At 45.7% G+C, this 19,286-nt stretch carries 17 protein-coding genes and 1 tRNA gene; 15 read left to right on the forward strand and 3 right to left on the reverse strand.

Annotated features, from left to right (window positions below; all coding sequences use genetic code 11):
• The first annotated feature begins 45 nt into the window (after positions 1-45).
• The 4 genes from AC6CIF_RS22340 (at position 46) to AC6CIF_RS22355 (ending at position 4,896) form a co-directional block, all read left to right on the forward strand.
• A complete protein-coding gene (locus tag AC6CIF_RS22340; protein WP_036616191.1) occupies positions 46-945 on the forward strand; it encodes an ABC transporter permease in 900 nt (299 codons plus the stop codon).
• A gap of 70 nt (positions 946-1,015) precedes the next feature.
• On the forward strand, positions 1,016-1,888 hold the full coding sequence (locus AC6CIF_RS22345; RefSeq protein ID WP_091038632.1) for a carbohydrate ABC transporter permease: 873 nt from the start codon (positions 1,016-1,018) through the stop codon (positions 1,886-1,888).
• Positions 1,889-1,937: 49 nt separating this feature from the next.
• Positions 1,938-2,888 (forward strand): sugar phosphate isomerase/epimerase family protein, encoded by a 951-nt coding sequence (locus tag AC6CIF_RS22350; RefSeq protein ID WP_498201600.1) that lies wholly within the window; start codon positions 1,938-1,940, stop codon positions 2,886-2,888.
• Positions 2,889-3,144: 256 nt separating this feature from the next.
• Positions 3,145-4,896: a hypothetical protein gene (locus tag AC6CIF_RS22355; protein ID WP_498201601.1), complete on the forward strand. Its 1,752-nt coding sequence runs from the start codon at positions 3,145-3,147 to the stop codon at positions 4,894-4,896.
• Between the two features lie 147 nt (positions 4,897-5,043).
• Here AC6CIF_RS22355 and AC6CIF_RS22360 read toward each other — a convergent pair whose 3' ends face one another.
• A complete protein-coding gene (locus tag AC6CIF_RS22360) occupies positions 5,044-5,373 on the reverse strand; it encodes a hypothetical protein (RefSeq protein WP_498201602.1) in 330 nt (109 codons plus the stop codon).
• Positions 5,374-5,517: 144 nt separating this feature from the next.
• Between AC6CIF_RS22360 and AC6CIF_RS22365 the strand changes: the two genes are divergently transcribed.
• The 10 genes from AC6CIF_RS22365 (at position 5,518) to AC6CIF_RS22410 (ending at position 16,763) form a co-directional block, all read left to right on the forward strand.
• The gene (locus AC6CIF_RS22365) at positions 5,518-7,251 is read left to right on the forward strand and encodes a tetratricopeptide repeat protein (RefSeq protein WP_076329606.1); all 1,734 of its coding nucleotides are present in this window, start codon (positions 5,518-5,520) and stop codon (positions 7,249-7,251) included.
• Positions 7,252-7,422: 171 nt separating this feature from the next.
• The gene (gene trxB, locus AC6CIF_RS22370) at positions 7,423-8,382 is read left to right on the forward strand and encodes a thioredoxin-disulfide reductase (RefSeq protein ID WP_036674745.1); all 960 of its coding nucleotides are present in this window, start codon (positions 7,423-7,425) and stop codon (positions 8,380-8,382) included.
• A gap of 162 nt (positions 8,383-8,544) precedes the next feature.
• Positions 8,545-9,576 carry an AI-2E family transporter gene (locus AC6CIF_RS22375; protein ID WP_036616412.1) on the forward strand — a complete coding sequence of 344 codons (1,032 nt, stop codon included), beginning with the start codon at positions 8,545-8,547 and terminating at the stop codon, positions 9,574-9,576.
• Positions 9,577-10,021: 445 nt separating this feature from the next.
• Positions 10,022-10,972, forward strand: a complete 951-nt coding sequence (locus AC6CIF_RS22380; RefSeq protein WP_017691252.1) for an ROK family glucokinase — start codon at positions 10,022-10,024, stop codon at positions 10,970-10,972.
• Positions 10,973-11,023: 51 nt separating this feature from the next.
• Entirely contained in the window at positions 11,024-11,923 is a 900-nt protein-coding gene (gene rapZ, locus AC6CIF_RS22385) for an RNase adapter RapZ (RefSeq protein ID WP_017691251.1), read from the forward strand.
• Positions 11,924-11,936: 13 nt separating this feature from the next.
• Positions 11,937-12,923 carry a gluconeogenesis morphogenetic factor MgfK gene (mgfK, locus tag AC6CIF_RS22390; RefSeq protein WP_017691250.1) on the forward strand — a complete coding sequence of 329 codons (987 nt, stop codon included), beginning with the start codon at positions 11,937-11,939 and terminating at the stop codon, positions 12,921-12,923.
• A 6-nt stretch (positions 12,924-12,929) separates the two neighbouring features.
• A complete protein-coding gene (gene whiA / locus AC6CIF_RS22395) occupies positions 12,930-13,868 on the forward strand; it encodes a DNA-binding protein WhiA (protein ID WP_091038642.1) in 939 nt (312 codons plus the stop codon).
• Positions 13,869-14,097: 229 nt separating this feature from the next.
• A complete protein-coding gene (locus tag AC6CIF_RS22400; RefSeq protein WP_017691248.1) occupies positions 14,098-14,367 on the forward strand; it encodes an HPr family phosphocarrier protein in 270 nt (89 codons plus the stop codon).
• 156 nt (positions 14,368-14,523) lie between these two features.
• Positions 14,524-15,276 (forward strand): SIMPL domain-containing protein, encoded by a 753-nt coding sequence (locus AC6CIF_RS22405; RefSeq protein WP_074092967.1) that lies wholly within the window; start codon positions 14,524-14,526, stop codon positions 15,274-15,276.
• Positions 15,277-15,665: 389 nt separating this feature from the next.
• Entirely contained in the window at positions 15,666-16,763 is a 1,098-nt protein-coding gene (locus AC6CIF_RS22410) for a stalk domain-containing protein (RefSeq protein WP_498201603.1), read from the forward strand.
• A 168-nt stretch (positions 16,764-16,931) separates the two neighbouring features.
• Here AC6CIF_RS22410 and clpP read toward each other — a convergent pair whose 3' ends face one another.
• Together clpP and AC6CIF_RS22420 are read right to left on the reverse strand one after the other, a co-directional pair.
• Positions 16,932-17,528 (reverse strand): ATP-dependent Clp endopeptidase proteolytic subunit ClpP, encoded by a 597-nt coding sequence (gene clpP / locus AC6CIF_RS22415; protein ID WP_017691245.1) that lies wholly within the window; start codon positions 17,526-17,528, stop codon positions 16,932-16,934.
• A gap of 176 nt (positions 17,529-17,704) precedes the next feature.
• A tRNA-Arg gene (locus AC6CIF_RS22420) sits at positions 17,705-17,779 on the reverse strand.
• Positions 17,780-18,205: 426 nt separating this feature from the next.
• Here AC6CIF_RS22420 and AC6CIF_RS22425 point away from each other — a divergent pair.
• Positions 18,206-19,231 (forward strand): sugar-binding transcriptional regulator, encoded by a 1,026-nt coding sequence (locus AC6CIF_RS22425; RefSeq protein WP_498201604.1) that lies wholly within the window; start codon positions 18,206-18,208, stop codon positions 19,229-19,231.
• Positions 19,232-19,286 lie beyond the last annotated feature (55 nt).

Raw genomic sequence — 19,286 nt, forward strand, 5'->3', positions numbered from 1 at the left:
GGACTGGCGGCACAGCCGTTTCCTTGTTGATAGGAGGAAACCGACTTGACCACCACATACTTGAAGAGGTATTGGCAATTATACGCTCTGATTTCACTGCCCATTATCTACTTTTTAATCTTTCGTTATGGACCGATGTACGGTGTACAGATCGCCTTTAAGGACTTTAACCTGTTTCAGGGAATTAGCGGCAGTGAGTGGATCGGTTTTGATGCATTTCGTGAAGTATTTGGAATGCGGGACTTCTACACGACATTGCGCAACACCTTTATGCTGAATTTTCTTGATCTGGTCGTTTCATTTCCAGCTCCTATTATTCTGGCGATCATGCTTTATGAAGTTCGATTCAAATGGTTCAAAAAAATCTCACAAACGATATTGTACATTCCTCACTTTATCTCATGGGTAATCATCGGGGGAATTGTGTACCAATTGTTCGGTAATCAATCCGGTATGGTTAACGGTGTACTGGAGAGTATGGGCTTAAATTCGATACCATTTTTGACAGAAAAAAATCCATGGCTTGTGACGTATCTCTTCACAGGTGTCTGGCAAAGTGCAGGATGGGGAACCATTCTATATCTGGCCGCATTAACCGGCGTCAACAAGGAATTGTTTGAAGCAGCTGAGATCGATGGAGCATCACGGCTGAAGAGAATCTGGCATATTACGTTGCCAAGTATTAAACCAACCATTGTGACCCTGCTCATTCTTAATCTTGGACATATGGTCAGCATCGGTTTTGATCGGCCTTATATCATTGGTAATACGGCCGTGCGTGAATATTCCGATGTACTCAGTACCTTTGTATACAGAGTTGGTCTTGAATCAGGACAATACACGCTGGCAACTGTCGTCGGACTGTTCCAGGCAGTGGTGGGACTCATATTCGTGCTAGGATCTAACTATATTTCGAAGAAAGCAACCGGTGAAGGTATTTTGTAGGTTGTGGTTGAACGGAAGAGACGCCAATCGGCTTGTTTGTATAGACCATCAGTAAAGGAGCTGTGCGCATATGAGTGAACGCACCTCAAACCGGATTTTTGATATCGTTAATATCTCCTTTATCACCTTGTTTGTTATATTCTGCTTGGCTCCATTTCTGCACACGATCGCAATCTCATTCAGTTCTAACCGTGCGATAACGTCAGGTGAAGTGACCATATTCCCGAAAGAATTCAATTGGGATGCGTATATCCAGGTGTTCTCTGATCAGTCGATGATCTATTCACTGGGATACACGACAGTTCTGACAATTGCTACTACTGTCCTGTGTATGATGTTCACACTGGCAGCTGCATACCCGTTAACTAAGAAAAAATTGAAAGGGCGCAAGCTCTTCATGTATGTCATCATCATTACGATGTTCTTCAGTGGCGGGATCATTCCCGAGTACTTGCTCATTCGTGACTTGAACTTGCTTAATTCCGTGTGGGCACTGATTCTGCCGGGACTGGTCAGTCCGTTTAACCTGATTATCCTGATTTCTTTCTTCAGAGGTATTCCTGAAAGTCTGGAAGAATCCGCTGAGATTGACGGCAGTTCCCATGTACACACGCTCTTCAAAATTATATTGCCACTATCCATGCCAGTACTGGCTACATTAGCTCTTTTCTATGCAGTTGGACGCTGGAATGGATTCCAGGATTCCCTGATGTATATTAATGATCCGAAGCTGTACCCGCTTCAACTGAAGTTATTCCAAATGGTACAGAACAATATGGTCAGCGAGCTTACCCAGATGGAGGGTGCTAACCGTACACCATTGACTCCCGAGAGTCTCAAGGCCGCGACCGTTATTTTTGCAACCGTTCCGATTCTACTCGTTTATCCGTGGCTGCAAAAGTATTTTGTCAGCGGTGCGATGCTTGGCGCGGTAAAAGGTTGAGTTAAGGCTGATGTAAAAATTTTAGCCAGAGGGAGGAGAAGGAAAACAGATGCAGCACATAGATAAGGGGATATATTCGTTCTCCACATGCTGGAATATCCGAAAACATGATGTCGGGGAAGATATGATTCGGGAGATTGCGGATCTCGGCTTTCGTCGGGTGGAGCTCAATTATAATGTGACGAAGGAGATGCTCACGACGATTGAGCCCATGATTGAGCGTGGAGAGATCGGAATTTCTAGTGTCCACAACACCTTTCCACATGACCCTGATCCAGACTACGGTACGGATTCCATCTTGCTCGGCTTCGAAGATGAAGTGAAACGCAAGCGGGCGATCGAACTGCTGGTAGAGTCGGCTGAATATGCCCAACGTTATGGGGGAGAAGCTGTTGTTGTACACCCGGGAGAGGTACCTTTTCCTGAGGATATCAGCAAAGACCTTGGAAAGATCTATAACGAGGAAGGTCCGGATTCACCGAAGTATCACAGCAAATGGGCTGAATTGATGGAGCGGCGGGAAGCTCTCAGTTCAGGGTATGTAGAGAAAATTATCGCCAGTCTCGATGAGGTATGTAATCGGGCGGCAGCTAAAGGTCTGGATGTTCGTTTTGGTATCGAGACGAGATCCCGACCACAACAGATTCCTACCCTTTCCGAAGCCAAGACCATCATCACAGCTCTCAAAGGGGCTCCGGTTGGTATCTGGTACGATACCGGTCATGCCATCATGATGGACCGAATGGGCCTTTATGACAGTGTGGGAGAAATGCAAGGCCTGATGGATGATATCGTAGGGGTCCATATCCATGAGACACTTGGTCTCTCGGATCACTGGTGCCCGTATGTACACAGTAAGGATATGAACTTCTATGATGCCTATCTGCCGATGATTCGCCGGGCACAGGTGAAGGTGTATGAGTTGAAGTCTGCCTGTAAGGCAGAAGAGATTCATGAGAGTCATGACTTGCTAATGAAGAAGCTTGGAGTGACAGAGTAGGCGCGGTGATGTGGGAAACAGTTTGCATGTTCACAGTATGTGTTTAATGACTGTTTCCTCAGTGACAGTGACCCATAAATAATGTAGTAAAACAAGCACAGATTTTCTGGCGACTTATGTAGAAATATGATATATACTGACGAGAAAAATGAACTCACCTACGGGCGGTATGAGTAAGCTTCCGGTCTGAATTGAAGGCACTGAAGCAATATACTCCGCACATCGTGAGAATGCATTGGTATGGAGGGGACTGCACATGTACAAACAACTGGTGGACAGTAATGACAGAGCGGTAGAAAGAGGCATATCCCGGCAGATGCTTGACCCGGAAAGCCGTTACTATGGAGGGACAATTGATCCCTTTACAGGTGTTGCCTGGGTCAACCATACGACTGGAACACCCACGGATATGTGTTACTGGGGAGCTGCGCTCTCCAATCCGGACTCTATCTATTACCGGGATGAATCGTTGTTAAATCGACTGCTGTTAGCTACGGAATTTGTACTCCGCTTCCAACATGAAGATGGTTCAATATCGCCTGGCTGGACCAATTACCATTCCCCTCCGGATACTGCATTTGTCGTTGTAGGGTATTCACAGTTGTATCAGCTTCTTCAGCAGCAAGAATGGGAGCCGCTTCAACCTGTATTGAACAATATGAGGCTGTTTCTGGAACGTACAATCCCAACCATGCTTACGGGAGGTTGTCATACGCCTAATCATCGCTGGGTGCTATGCGCGGCGCTTGGTTTCCTGCATGAAATATTTGATCTGGAGGAAGCTGTGCAGCGCGCAGAGCAGTGGATGGATGAAGGCATGGATATTACACCCGATGGGGAGTGGACAGAACGGAGCAATGGGATATACAGCGCAGTTAGCGACATCATGTTAATTCATGCTGCGCGCCTGCTCAATCGTCCTGAATTGCTGGAACCAGTGAGGCTCAATCTCCGCATGATGGTGTATCTGGTCCATCCTACGGGTGAAATTGTTACGGACTATTCAGGACGACAGGATCTGGGCAGTGTTCATGATCTGTCACCTTACTATCTGCCTTATGCCATTTTGGCCCGCCTGGACGGTGATTCACTTTTTGCAGGTATGGCAGCCTGGGCTGGAGATACATTGACCGATCCGGGAGTATGTTCGGTGAATACGCTCATTCGATTAATGCTTGAGCCGGAGCTTCAGCAGACGAATGATACACGTGATGCATTACCCGAACAGTATGAGGTCATGCTGAATGAACATTTTGTACGGGGCGAATATTTGAAACAGATGGATTCAGTAGGGCATCACGGACGTATCTCGCACAGTCGGATGCATACGGACTTTGGTGCTCCGGTAGCCCGAATTCGGGATGGCGCTACTAGTGTGACTGTGATGACAGAAGTTCCTTCTTTCTTCGCGCTTCGTCATGGCAAGGTGCGCCTGCTGGCTGTGCAACTGGCCTCTTACTTTAATCCAGGGTATGTACCTATGCAGCAAATGACGAGGCTGTCCGAAGGGTATCGACTAACTGGTGAGCAGAAAAAAGGTTACTACGGCCCAATCCCTGCAAACCTGCTGCCAGAATCGGCTGCATCAGCCATCAGTCCATGGTACTTGTTGCCTCATCAGAGTCGTCAGCTTACTCATGAGCAGACCTTCCGTGTAGGAGCAGAATTACAGCCAACGGAAAACGGATGGACCATGCATCTATCTGGACAGGAACCGGAGGACATTATGATGCAGTTATCCTTTGTATTCGGAAGCGAAGGTGAGCTGACCTGTGAGGACGCGATTGAAACGAGTGAGGGTCACTACTTGTGGAGAGGCGGTACATTACGATATACCTGCGGAGAAGACTGGTTGGAGATCACCGGGGGCGAGCTGGGGCATCTGGCGGCAAGTGTTCGGGAGGCAAAACTGCCGGACAAGTGCAAGGTTGTGCTGGTCAATTTCATGACGCCGTTTGATAAAACCCTTCATATTACACTTTCTCCTTCGATGGCGTTGAAGATCTAGATTTATTAGATATTTAAGCCATAACAGTTAGAAGACCGAGCCTATGGAAGCGGTCTTCTTTTTTTTACGAACGACGAATGACTGCAATTAACGTTCTAAAATGATATTCCCACTGTCGAGCTCAGTCCAGTAATGTATGAACTATTATCATTTCAGTTGCTCTAACGCAGTTTCGACTGGTTTAGTGAACATAGGATTATCTTTGGTTTTGCTCCAGTAAACGATAAGAACATTTCTTTTCTTATATAGAAAAGGGAATGTTGTGAATTGGGCTTTTTCCATGTGTTTATTGAATTCTTTTGTCCCATTTATGCGATCCTTTTCAGAATTGAAAATATAAAAATGTATAAATTCAGGGCTATATGGTTCTTCTTCCACGGGCACTTCAACGGAGTACACCTCAGGTACAACATCATTTAATTTTAAAGGATACCCGGTTATACCAAAGGATACTAAATCCAGTTCTTGAGATTTCAAGGCGATAGGTTTCCGCAAAATGGAATATCATCTTCTTTTGCATTTTTTTCATAAACGACATGAAACTACATATTGAGAAGTGGGCCTTAAGATGTGGTATACTGAAGAGTATGAATGAAATGCAAAGAGGAGGTGCCTTGGAAGATGAAGGGCAAGCTAGTGCGGGCTGAGGGACACCTTGCCAATATTATACCGATTCACTTGGATGCTTCTTTCTTCTTTGAAAGAGCTGTCCGCTCGCTGGACCGTAATCATGTCGACAAGGCATTAAAATATTTTCGCAAAGCTGTTGAATACGAACCGGAAAATCCGGTAAATCATTGCAATATGGCGGGTATATTATCGGAGAAGGGGGATTACGAAGCCTCCAATGCCATTCTGGCTAACGTGCTGGAAGTGGTAGATCCGTCAATGACGGAATGTTATTTTTATATGGCGAACAATTATGCAAATATGGATCGGTTTGAGGAAGCCGAGCAAGCACTTGTTACCTATCTGGAGGAGGACACTCAAGGTCAGTTCATGACGGAAGCCGAAGAGATGATGGAGCTTCTGTACTATGAGCTGGATCGTCCGACCAAACTGAATCGAATCAAATCACGCAAAGGTGTAGTGGAGCACGATCAGGCACGGGAACTGCTGGAAGAAGGAAAATTTGCACAGGCTGCTGAATTGCTTGAAGGCATGTCTTCTGATTATCCTGATTACTTGGCTGCCCGTAACAATCTGGCACTCGCCTACTATTATATGGGTCTGTTTCCCAAAGCAAAAGAGACTATTGCCGAAGTGCTTGAACAGGAACCAGGTAATCTGCATGCACTCTGTAATCTGGCCATTTTCCATCAAAATGAGAACCGGGCTGATCAAGTGCTGCTTCTGATCAAAAAATTGCGGGTCATCGTGCCCTTCCAGCACGAACAAGTCTACAAACTGGCGACAACGATGGGAATTCTGGGCCAACACGATACGGCTTATGTTCACTTCCGGCGTTTGCTCAAGGACGAAGAGACAGCTGCTGATCCGGCACTTGCTCACTATGCAGCAGTGGCGGCTTATAATACAGAACGTTATGATGCTGCTGAGCGTTTATGGCATCATGTGTCCAAGCTTGATCCGGGTTCCGAAGTATCCCGGTATTATCTGTCAGGTCTTGAGGCTGTAAAACAAGGCGAGCAAGAGCCAGAGAAGCTGAGCTATCACTATCATCTGCCATTTGATGAGCAATTCAGACAGTGGGAGAACTACGGTAGTGGCATACCTGAAGAAATGAAGAATGATCCACTGATTCGCTCATCCTTCTTCTGGGCATTGCGTCATGGTGATCGGGCAACCAAGCTACAGGTTATCCATGCGCTTGGGATGATCGGTGACTATGAGGTGCAACAGGCTCTGCAATCCTTTATTGAAGAGCCTGGAGAAGAACAGGATCTGCTTGAGGTAGCACAAACTGTACTGAACGGATTGAAATCGGCTGAACATGAGGATCGGAATACTCAGGTGGTTCGACCCTTTTCTCCTGTAGCCTTGAAGTCTATTGGGAAGGTTCAATCCACATCAGAACAATCGGACACTGGTTCAACCTCCCATTGGCAGGCGGTTGTTGATCGTGCGTTACAGATGTCTGAAGCAAAGGCTGAGTTGCAGCAAGAGATGGAACGGCTCTGGACGGATTATGTATCCCGGGTACATCCGGAAGTTCCGGGTACGAAGCAGATTGAGGGTTGGGCTGCAGGACTTGAATATTTGGCAGCGAAGAATCACAGTCGGCCCGTTACCTATCAAAGCATTGCTGAGCGGTATGGGATATCGGCATCAACGGTTAGCAAGTATGCTAAACAGATTCATTCGGTTTGTAACAGCAAGCCACCACTAGTATAGAAAGTTCGCTTCAACTCGTTTTCAGAAAGACATCATCAGGTGAAGGATACAACAACCGGGAAAACGGGTAAACTTAACGAATGGGCTTCGTAAACGCCTGTAGGATATCATCTTGGCAAGTTCATCGCTAGTACAACACATTCTCACCTTAATTAAGGAGGCTGTATCTATATGTCTAAATACAGAACGATTGTGATCGGAACGGGACCTGCGGGTCTGACAGCAGCGATATATCTGGCTCGTGCTAATCTGAAACCACTGGTTATCGAAGGTCTTCAGCCGGGTGGTCAATTGACGACGACAACGGAAGTTGAGAATTTCCCCGGTTTCCCGCAAGGTATCATGGGTCCGGAACTGATGGACAACATGCGTAAGCAAGCTGAACGTTTTGGAGCGGAATTCAAAAACGGTTGGGTGGAAGAGGTTGATTTCAGCAAACCGCCCTTCAAGGTCAAAGTTGGAGGAATCGGTGAACTGGAAGCTGAATCGATCATTATCTCCACAGGTGCTTCCGCTCGTTATCTCGGTATTCCGGGCGAGCAGGAAAATGTGGGACGTGGTGTAAGTACATGCGCGACATGTGACGGCTTCTTCTTCCGAGGCAAAAAAATCGTGGTCGTGGGCGGTGGAGACTCCGCGATGGAGGAAGCGAGTTTCCTGACTCGTTTTGCAACAGACGTGACATTGGTTCACCGCCGGGATGAATTACGTGCATCCAAGATTATGCAGGATCGGGCTCGCAGCAATGAAAAGGTGAAGTGGGCGCTGAACCGTACTCCACTCGAGGTCGTACCAGAAGCTTTGGGTGTCAAAGGGCTGAAAGTGCGCAACAATGAGACGGGGCAGGAAGAGTTGCTTGAAGCAGATGGCGTATTCGTTGCCATTGGTCACACACCGAATACCGGATTCCTGGGTAATGCGATTGCACTGGACGAACATGGCTATGTTGTCGTTAAACCCGGAACAACGGAGACCAATATTCCAGGTGTATTTGCCTGTGGTGATGTTCAAGATACGAAGTATCGTCAAGCTATTACGGCTGCAGGATCAGGATGTATGGCTGCAATGGATTGTGAGAAGTTCCTTGAAGGAAGCATTGTCCATGATTGGAGCGAAACGTTGGATAAATAAGCATTAGATGCGTGAGGTTAGGCATATGCTGGGAATAAGAGACAACGGGAAGTCTCATGAAATGAGAGAAGCCGGAAGGCTTCTCTTTTTTTGAAACTACAGTGGGCATGAGATCGTATACATATAGGGCATATTAGCTGTGAGGTGAAGATTTTGGGGGAAATGATAAAAGATTGGTTACAGAATGCGACAGTGAGACGATTTTTGATCCTGCTCTTGTTCTGTTTAATTTTGTTCAGTATGGGGAGTATGCTGCACATGATTCTGCTGTTGTTTCTGGTGACGTATGTCATGAACAGGTTACAGCATTTCATTACAGGTGGTTTGAATCGGTTGTTTCCAATCAATTATAAAGTTGTGGTCATCCTACTCTATATGATTGTGATCGCAGTCATTGTGCTTGGCATTTCCAGATATTCACCACGGATCGTGGATCAGGTCGTTCAGTTGACAAACGAGATTATGAAATTTCTGGATAGTGCAGACGGTGATAATTTTGCGTCCAAAATTGCGGGTTATCTTCAATCCTTCGATATTAAAAATTACACCAATGATGCATTGAAATATATTTTCGCTTTGAGCAAATGGCTGGAGTTTATTCTGCTCGTCATCATTCTGAGTCTGTTCTTCTTGTTGCAGAAGCAGGAGATATCCAAGTTCACGTCCAAGTTCAAAACAAGTAAAATTGGATGGTTCTACAATGAAGTTGCTTATCTGGGAGACAAGTTCGTATCTTCTTTTGGTAAAGTCATTGAGGCACAGCTTCTTATTGCGGTGTTTAATACGGTACTGACGATACTTGGCTTATGGATTCTGGGTTTCCCGTATCTGTTCGCTCTGACCATTCTGGTGTTCATGCTCAGTCTGGTTCCCGTTGCGGGGGTTATCATCTCACTTGTACCGCTCTGTCTGATCGGGTATCAGATGGGTGGACTGAAATTAAGCATTATTGTAATCATCATGATTATTGTTATTCATGCTTTGGAGACGTACTTCCTGAATCCAAAACTGATGGCACACAAGACCAAATTGCCAATGTTCTACACCTTTATCGTTCTAATTCTGTCGCAACACTTCCTGGGGATCTGGGGATTGATCATTGGTATTCCGATCTTTGTCTTCCTGCTCGATATTCTGGATGTGAACAAGATGGAGAAGACGGAAGAGCCGGTACGTGTGGAAACGAAGTTATAACGCAGAAAAATCAACTGAGTTTAACCCCAATTCTACAACTTCAGAATTTTCATAAAAGTAAGGGCGCCTTCTATATGTGGAAGGCGCTTTTTTGTTGGCAATACCGTCATTCGATAGCTCTCTGTATGAGAATGACAGGTGGCGGGGTACATAAGACGAGTCACCTATATGAGGGGGCAAAGTTCATCTTTTATGAATGGAACGGGTGAAGATGCAATATCATGAGTTGAGGCTTCCTCTGTTATGGAGGAAGGAATAAAGCGTGCGTTTATAAATGAAGGTAATGAGATTGTATACGTATTCAAAAATGCTATGTGATGTGGTTCACAACCCTGGTGAAGCATGATGTATACAAGGTCTTATCGTCTTGACCCAGGCGTATCCTTCAATTATAGTTGGTACGTAGGACTTAAACTATTTTAGATAGATAAAGGTGGCTTGCAGCATGTCTGAGAAAATCTACGTTGGGGTCGATCTCGGCGGAACAGCAATCAAGGTCGGTATATGCGATGAACAAGGTCAGCTAATGCATACGTATGAAGGACCGACTGAAGTGGATAAGGGCGTAGACACGGTCATCGCCAACATCGAGAAGTATGTCCGACATATCGTAGCCGAATCACCATACAGCTGGGAACAGCTTGAGGGTGTAGGTGCTGGAGTGGCCGGTTTCACGAATGTACGCGAGGGAATTATCGTTCATGCCCCTAACATCGGATTTCGGAATGTGGCCATTCGTTCGATTCTGGAAGAACGTCTGGGCAAGCCAATCAAAATAGATAACGATGCAAACGTGGCTGCACTGGGAGAAGTATGGGCAGGTGCCGGCAAAGGCGTAGACAACTGCGTATGTTATACACTCGGTACGGGTGTTGGCGGAGGCTTGATCTTGAATGGCAACATCTATCAGGGTTTCTCCGGTATGGCGGGAGAACTGGGTCATATCAGTGTTGTACCTGATCTGGAGGCCATCAAGTGCGGCTGTGGTAAAATGGGATGTGTAGAGACAGTATCGTCTGCAACGGGTATTATCCGTATGGCAAAGGATGCCGTAGAGCGCGGGGATCATACGTCACTGGCACTCGTCGACAAGATTGCAGCCAAAGAAGTATTTGATGCTGCCAAGGCAGGCGATGAAGTGGCACAGCGCATTGTGAATCGTGCGGCCTTTTACCTGGGCAAGTCCATGGCTACTGTAGCAGCTGTCATTAACCCGGAGATGTTCATCATCGGTGGTGGCGTATCCAAAGCAGGTAATTTCTTGTTTGATGAAATCCGTACTGTGTTTGCTAAGCTGACGCCAGAACCGTTGCAAGATGGGGTTCAGATTCTGGAAGCTACACTTGGTAATAATGCAGGTATTGTGGGTGCAGCAGGTCTTCTCTTGCGTTCCTAGTATCCTCGTAACAATATATGAAGACAGCAATATGATAAGGAGGGGACATTTATGCTTGAAGGTGAAGGCTCACCAGGCACAGGCGCCACGCTCATTATCATTACGGGCATGTCCGGAGCAGGTAAAACCATTGCAGTACAAAGCCTTGAGGATCTGGGTTTCTTCTGTGTGGATAATCTGCCGCCGGTATTGATTCCAAAATTTGCGGAACTAATTGAACAGTCAAACGGCAAGATTGGTAAGGTTGCATTGGTTATCGATCTGCGCGGGCGTGAATTCTTTACGGCTCTGTCCGAGTCTTTGAACTATATTAAAGATCATTTTACCATTCATTGCGAAATTTTATTCCTGGATGCTACAGATTCTGTACTTGTTCAGCGTTACAAAGAAAGCAGGCGCAGACATCCTCTGGCTCCTGAGGGCATGCCGCTGGACGGCATCCGACTGGAACGCAAGATGTTGGAGGAACTCAAAAACTCTGCGACTCAGGTACTGAATACAAGTACGATGAAGCCTGCTCAACTGAAAGAACGCATCATATCCCGCTTTTCTCATCTCGAGAGCCAAATGCTGTCGGTGAATATTACGTCGTTTGGATTCAAGTATGGCATTCCGATTGATGCTGATCTGGTGTTTGATGTACGTTTTTTACCAAATCCACATTATATTGATCATTTGCGACCGAATACGGGACAGAATAGTGATGTGTACGAATATGTTATGAAGTGGCCAGAAACACAGGCGTTTCTGACCAAGCTGCTGGATATGCTGCATTTCCTGATTCCGCAATACCGGAAGGAAGGCAAAAGCCAGGTTATTATTGGAATCGGCTGTACCGGAGGCAAGCATCGTTCGGTAGCAATATCGGAATATTTGGGCAAGATGTTGGGAAGCAGCGAGACTGAAGCTGTCACCGTGAGCCATCGCGACGCTGACCGGGACCGTCATTAAAGAGGGTGAAGGGATGAAAGAGGCCGGACCACGAAGAGAACGTCCGAGAATAGTTGTAATGGGCGGCGGAACCGGATTATCCGTGATGTTGCGCGGTTTGAAAGAGAAGCCGCTGGATATCACGGCCATCGTCACGGTTGCAGATGACGGTGGAAGTTCAGGCATCCTGCGCAATGAGCTACAGATGCCGCCTCCGGGCGACATTCGCAACGTGCTTACGGCACTGGCTGATGTAGAACCATTGCTTTCAGATATGTTGAAGTACCGTTTCAATACAGGCGCGGGGCTTGCAGGCCACAGCTTGGGAAATTTGATTTTGGCTGCAATGACGGATATTTCGGGCGACTTTGTGACCGCAGTGCGGGAGCTTAGCCGCGTGTTTGCCGTTCGAGGTGAGGTATTGCCAGCCGCAGGCCAGGCCGTTGTGTTGCATGCCGAGATGGAAGATGGGACAATTATTACAGGCGAGTCCAAGATTCCTGAGGCAGGTGGACGCATCAAACGTGTTTTCCTTGAACCGGATCACGTGGAGCCGTTGCCAGAGGCAGTAGAGGCCATTCGTCAAGCTGACGCCATTCTGATCGGGCCAGGCAGCCTCTATACAAGCATCCTTCCCAATCTGCTCGTACCTAAGCTGGCTGAGGCTGTGGTAGAGGCTGATGCGGTGAAGATGTTTATCTGTAATGTTATGACACAGCCGGGAGAAACAGATAACTATACGGTAAGTGACCACCTTAAGGCGGTACACGAGCATATAGGTCATCAGCTCTTCGACTATGTTATCGTAAATAATGGTGATATTCCGCTGCAAGTGCAGAATAAGTATGCGGAAAAAGGAGCAAAACCGGTTGTACTGGATATGAATGTACTCGAAAGTGCCGGTTATCAGGTGGTTGCAGATACTCTTGTTCTGTTCAAAACCTATCTGCGTCATGATGCCGACAAGTTAAGTCATCACATCTACCAACTGGTACAAAATTGGATGTTACGGAAGAGGTGAAGCCCCATGTCGTTTGCAGCACAGACCAAAAAAGAGTTAACTATGATCGAGAGCGAACCGTGCTGCGAAAAGGCGGAACTTTCAGCCCTCATCCGTATGCTTGGTGCAGTGCAGTTATCGAATAAAAAAGTGATCTTGGATATTTCGACGGAGAATGCCGCCATTGCAAGACGGGCATACTCTCTGCTTAAAAAGCATTTTCAAGTGCATACGGAATTACTGGTCCGCAAAAAAATGCGGCTGAAAAAGAACAATGTATATATTGTTCGTATTCCAACTATGGTACAGGAGATTCTCAATAGTCTTCATATTGTATCGGAAGGTTTTCTGTTTACGCCAGGGATTAATACGGAGTTATTTCAGCAGAACTGTTGTAAACGGGCCTATCTTCGCGGTGCATTTCTGGCCGGTGGATCGGTTAATAATCCGGAAGGTTCCTCGTACCATCTGGAGATTGCGTCCATGTATGAAGAGCACTGTCAGGCACTGGTTGACCTGGCCAATGAATTTCATCTGAATGCCCGGTGTATAGAACGGAAAAAAGGATTCATCCTATACATTAAGGAAGGCGAGAAAATCATTGAGCTGCTCAGCATCATTGGTGCTCATCAGGCCTTGTTCAAGTTTGAGGATGTACGAATAATGCGAGACATGCGTAACTCCGTTAACCGGATTGTCAATTGTGAGACCGCCAACCTGAACAAAACCATTGGAGCGGCGGTAAGGCAAATCGATAATATTCGGTTATTGCAAAAGGAAGTTGGTCTGGAGTCGCTGCCTGAGAAGCTTCGTGAAGTGGCGGAGGTTCGACTGGCTCATCCAGATATCAATTTGAAGGAAGTCGGCGAACTCCTTAAAGGTACAGTTAGCAAGTCAGGAGTGAACCATCGGCTTCGTAAAATTGATGAGCTGGCTGAGAAAGTACGCACAGAACGTTATGGTTAAGACGGAGTAGGGTAAAGTAACAAGGTCGGGGAAGTCAACCGTTAAGGATCTAGGGGACTTATTTAGGTCATTGGACGCGCTGTGCAAAAGATGAAATTAGGGCAAGATAATGTCCTCCAAAGCACTCTGAGTTTTTTCTTCTAGTGTCCTGCACGGGTTAATGGTATAATGTTGTATAAATATAATTGTGTATTTAATGTCCAGATTTCATAATAGGGGGTAAGTTTCCATGACAAAGCACCCGGTAGTTGTCCGTTTGAAAACGGGTCTCCATGCCAGACCTGCGGCACTGTTCGTTCAAGAAGCGAATAAGTACTCGTCTGAAGTGTTCGTCGAGAAGGACGACAAAAAAGTTAATGCAAAAAGTATCATGGGGATCATGAGCCTTGCGATTAGCACAGGTACGGAAATCCAGATTAGTGCAGAAGGCGCGGATGCCGAACAGGCTGTAAACGCTTTAGTTAGTCTGGTAAGCAAGGAAGAGCTCGAAAACCAATAAGATATGATCAATCCAATGAAGAAGTCCCGAAAGGGACTTTTTTGTGTTTTTCACGTTTATGCTATCGTCAAGTGCAACATTATGGAATTTGTCCCGTCTGTTAAGGTATCAAATCGTTTAAAGTTTGAGATGTTAACACATAAGGAGGCTATCGTGATGGGTAAACAATGGATGAAACCGTTTGGTGCGGTGCTGGTGGCAAGTACGTTGCTTGTTGGAGGAACAGCATGGGTTGCACCAGGTAACTATGCTTACGCTGCAGAGGTTCAGGGAGTACAACAGAATGTGATTAATGTTGTGGGTAAAGGTGAGATTCAGGTGAAGCCTGATATCGCTTATCTGTCCATTGGTGTGAACAGTACTGCAGAGACAGCTGCATCTGCTCAAAAAGCGAATGCTGCCAAAGTTCAAAAGGTATCCAACTTGCTGAAAAATACGTGGAAGATCAGTGCAGACGACATTCAAACGAGTCAGTTCTCTGTACAACCCAACTATACGTATAGCGAAAAAGACGGACAGCAAATTAAAGGATATACAGCGCATCATACGCTGACAGTCACATATCGTGAGATGGACAAGATCGGCGAATTGCTCGATGCTGCTTCGGGTGCGGGTGCCAACAATATTGAAAACGTGCGCTTTACTGTAGAAAATCCGGAAAGTTATGAATCCCAAGTGATTGAGAAAGCTGTTGCCAATGCAGATGTGAAAGCTGGCGCCATTGCAAAAGCAGTTAAACGTCAACTGGGTGCTGTTCTTTCCGTAAGCCAAGGTGATGCCAATGTGCCTGTGTTCTATGCAAGTGAGGCGTTGATGTCCAAAGCACAAGATACAGCAGGTGGCACTGAGATTGAAACAGGCCAGGTTAAAGTAAGCACAATCCTGAATATCACGTATGAAATGAAATAAACAAGAGTGAATTAAGGATTGTAAGCTCAAGTAACCTTTTCAAGGGTCATTTGAAGGGTAGAACGAAATAATGACAAAGACTTTGTCCTGCGGACAGAGTCTTTTTTTTGTTGGAAAAGCAAACTTTGATGAAGTTGGATAGGAGGAACCCCTTTTGAAGCAACATGAAATGCTGTATATTGGTATCTTTTTTGTATAGTTGTTCGTGACAAAAAGGTCATATCCCGTTATATTTTCGGTCTGATATTCATCAACATTGTAACTCGAGCTGTAAACCTTTCCGAGATTGGGTTAATTATAATAGAGAGGTGAGCGTATGAGATATGCGATCAGGTCAGGATTACATACGCAATGATCCCTAATTGTGAATTCAGAGAGGAGTTTTATATATGACATCATGGAAAAAATGGACAAGTGCGTTGCTTGCAGCAGGAATTATTGTAGGTAGCGGTTCGGTATTGCAGGACAGTTCGGTTCAGGCAGCATCGGTATCCTCCAAAGTGACAACCCCGGCTGAGGTAACTCTGAAATCGGGTGGAAAAACACTGACTCAAAAAGGGCTTCTTCAAGGTGGTTCAACTTGGGTATCTCTTACGGCAGTTAAAGATGTGGCAGGTGGAACGCTGAAATATGATGCGAAAACCAAGTCATATACGGTAACAGCAGCCAACAATGCGATGACCGTTAGCCTGATGGATGGACAGCCAAACGTTTATATTAACGGTTATTACCCTCAGGTGGAAGCAAAATTGATTCAGGGTCGATTATATATCCCATTCTCGGCAATGAGAGATTATCTGGGTGTACAGGGAAATTGGGATGGCAAAACCAAAACGTTGACCCTCAGCAAGGTGAAACAAAATAACGTGAAAGTTAAAGCGGCAACAGTCAATGTTACGGTGAAAAATGCTATTGTGGATGTTCAATATCCGCAAGTGAGTGGCCTTGCGAGCAAAGAAGCTGAGGTGGCGATCAACAAAGTATTGAAAGATGAAGTGGATGCTCATGTAGCTGCCTTCAAGAAACAAACATCTGAATTCGGCGGTGCAACGGCCGATCGTCCATATGCATTTGAGAGCTCCTACGTGGTAACATACAACGAAAAAGGCGTGCTGGGACTTATTACACAACGATACGAAGATTATGCTGGCGCTCACGGGATGACATACCGTACGGGCCACACCTTTGCACTGGACACAGGTAAGGAGCTTACGTTAGATGATGTGCTGCAAAATAACAAAACCATGCGCGAGACGTTGGGTAAAAAAGTGGGCGATCAACTGAAAGCCCGCGGTGGATACCTCGACGGTTATAAAGGGTTAAATAAAGATCAAGATTTCTATGTGACACCAACGGGTGTAGTTGTGTTCTTCCAGTTGTATGAATATACGGCGTACGCAGAGGGCTTCCCTGAAATGCCATTTACGTATAAAGAGCTTCTCCCTAAAGGCACAGAACCTTTCAGTAATGTAAATGGAACCAAATAAAGAATAATTATTATGCACTCTTAAGTTATCTTTGTTATAAAATGAAAAAAAGAAGCCCTCATCATGATTATGATGAGGGCTTCTTCCCGTATAGACAACACAATGAGGTGTTGCTGATTACGTTAGGTGTTGATTATGTTAGCGCGTAGACCGTGGTCTACATAACACTTAGATACCTTGGGAACCTACGTTTTCGATGACTTTATCAATGATACCGTAATCGGCGGCTTCAGCAGCACTCATGAAGTAGTCACGATCCGTGTCTTTCTCGATCCGCTCCAGCGGTTGACCTGAACGCTCAGAGATGATGCGGTTCAACGTATCACGCATTTTCAGGATGCGACGAGCACGGATTTCGATGTCAGAAGCCTGACCTTGTGCACCACCAAGTGGTTGGTGAATCATAATTTCACTGTTTGGTAATGCAAAACGTTTACCTTTTGCACCGGCATTCAACAAGAATGCACCCATGGAAGCCGCCATACCTACACAGATGGTAGATACATCCGGTTTGATGAATTGCATTGTATCGTAAATCGCCATACCGGCTGTAATCGATCCGCCTGGGCTGTTGATGTATAAGTGAATGTCTTTCTCCGGATCTTCCGCAGCCAGGAACAACATCTGTGCCATAATGGCATTAGCCACTACGTCATTAACATCGCTACCAAGGAAAATAATACGATCCTTCAGCAATCTGGAGTAGATGTCGTAGGCGCGCTCACCCCGGTTGCTCTGTTCAACGACCATTGGAATAAAACTCACGTGAAAAACCTCCTTGGAATGTAAATGTTATTGGTGTTTATACTTAAACTGTTACCGTATTACCCACATAATAAACAATTCCAAACAAAAAGTCAAAGAAAGTCAAACTAACTTACAAAAAAAAGAAACCTTTCCGGTTTCATTGGTTAAATGGGTTATGAGCTGTTAAATAAAAATGGCGCGCCCGCCAAGAATCGAACTTGGATCTCAGGCTTCGGAGGCCTACGTCATATCCATTGGACCACGGGCGCACATTATGTGACAGCAATAATGATTATAGCTCATGAAATATTTAATTGCAAGCAGTTCGTTGTGGTGTTGGTTTGGATTAACCTAAAAATGATCATGATGAAGAAGAGTGGATAAAGAGTGTATTTAAGTAAATGCTATTAGAGGTTTTGGACATGCCGTATGAAATGTGATTCTGAGCGATATGTAGATGGAGTTCATTTGTTTCTTCTATATATGGTATGCGTGAGCTAGTCCTTGATCATGGAAGACTAGGATTGTGAAAATAGGCGCGTACAAACGCTGAATGCGTGTCGAAATAACACGTTGAAACACTTGCATGTCACGTCAGTTTTAGGTAGAATAGACGTGGGACTTAAAAAGTTAACCCGGGACGTTTTAGGGCCACGAAAGAGAGCTTAGAACGAGAACTTGCGGGAGTGGAAAGCATGCGAACGATTTTAGAAGTACAAAAGCAGCTTCTGCCTGATCTCATGGATATCTTGAAAAAGAGGTATACGATTCTGCAACAGATCATGTTATCGGATGTGATCGGACGGAGAACGTTAGCTAATTCCATGCAGATGACCGAGCGGGTTCTGAGGGCTGAGACCGATCTGTTAAAGGCTCAGGGACTTATTGAAATTGACAGTGCAGGAATGAAGATCAGCGAGGCAGGGTATGATTTGCTGCAGCAGTTAGAGCCCGTAGCCAAAGAGTTGTTCGGATTATCCGAGCTGGAAGAGCGCATCAAGCAAGCCTACGGTCTGCAAAAGGTAGTTGTGGTTCCTGGTGATTCGGACGTTTCTCCATTTGCCAAAAGGGAACTGGGCAGAGCCGGAGCGAAGGCTCTCGGCAATATCATGAGTGACAACGACGTTGTCGCCGTTACTGGCGGATCAACAACGGCCGAAGTCGCAGAGCAACTGACTCCGCCAACATCGCTCAAAGGTGTCTGGTTCGTACCGGCACGCGGTGGACTTGGAGAAAGCCTTGAAATTCAGGCAAATACGATTGCATCCACAATGGCAAAACGGGTAGGAGCACAATACAAACTCCTGCATGTACCGGATTTGCTTAGTGATCATGCCTATGAATCATTAATCCAGGACCCTAGTGTTCAGGAGATTCTGCAGCTGATTCGGAAATCGCGGATTGTTATTCATGGAATTGGTGATGCCGTAGAGATGGCGACAAGACGTAAACTTGCGACGGAGATTATAGATGAACTTCAGGAGCAAGGGGCCGTATCTGAATCTTTCGGTTATTACTTTAATGATCAGGGTGAGGTGGTACATACCATGCTTACACTGGGTATGCGACTTCAGGATATTGAACGAACCGATGTTGTGATTGGAATTGCAGGTGGCAAAAGCAAAGCTGCTGCAATACACTCCGTGTTGCGATTTGGTCAGGAAGATATTCTGATTATTGATGAGGCTGCTGCCGAAGTCATCGTTGCTGAAATGGAATAAGTGTTTACTTTGCATTACAATTATTGTTGTCTTGACGGACTTCACCGTCTGTCTT

It is taken from the genome of Paenibacillus sp. GQ49, assembly GCF_059759055.1.

Bases quoted from the DNA above. Each gene is read 5' to 3' on its own strand.
- AC6CIF_RS22345 (WP_091038632.1), top strand. From the start codon at position 1,016: ATGAGTGAACGCACCTCAAACCGGATTTTTGATATCGTTAATATCTCC.
- AC6CIF_RS22350 (WP_498201600.1), top strand. From the start codon at position 1,938: ATGCAGCACATAGATAAGGGGATATATTCGTTCTCCACATGCTGGAAT.
- AC6CIF_RS22355 (WP_498201601.1), top strand. From the start codon at position 3,145: ATGTACAAACAACTGGTGGACAGTAATGACAGAGCGGTAGAAAGAGGC.
- AC6CIF_RS22365 (WP_076329606.1), top strand. From the start codon at position 5,518: ATGAAGGGCAAGCTAGTGCGGGCTGAGGGACACCTTGCCAATATTATA.
- trxB (WP_036674745.1), top strand. From the start codon at position 7,423: ATGTCTAAATACAGAACGATTGTGATCGGAACGGGACCTGCGGGTCTG.
- AC6CIF_RS22375 (WP_036616412.1), top strand. From the start codon at position 8,545: ATGATAAAAGATTGGTTACAGAATGCGACAGTGAGACGATTTTTGATC.
- AC6CIF_RS22380 (WP_017691252.1), top strand. From the start codon at position 10,022: ATGTCTGAGAAAATCTACGTTGGGGTCGATCTCGGCGGAACAGCAATC.
- rapZ (WP_017691251.1), top strand. From the start codon at position 11,024: ATGCTTGAAGGTGAAGGCTCACCAGGCACAGGCGCCACGCTCATTATC.
- mgfK (WP_017691250.1), top strand. From the start codon at position 11,937: ATGAAAGAGGCCGGACCACGAAGAGAACGTCCGAGAATAGTTGTAATG.
- whiA (WP_091038642.1), top strand. From the start codon at position 12,930: ATGTCGTTTGCAGCACAGACCAAAAAAGAGTTAACTATGATCGAGAGC.
- AC6CIF_RS22400 (WP_017691248.1), top strand. From the start codon at position 14,098: ATGACAAAGCACCCGGTAGTTGTCCGTTTGAAAACGGGTCTCCATGCC.
- AC6CIF_RS22405 (WP_074092967.1), top strand. From the start codon at position 14,524: ATGGGTAAACAATGGATGAAACCGTTTGGTGCGGTGCTGGTGGCAAGT.
- AC6CIF_RS22410 (WP_498201603.1), top strand. From the start codon at position 15,666: ATGACATCATGGAAAAAATGGACAAGTGCGTTGCTTGCAGCAGGAATT.
- AC6CIF_RS22425 (WP_498201604.1), top strand. From the start codon at position 18,206: ATGCGAACGATTTTAGAAGTACAAAAGCAGCTTCTGCCTGATCTCATG.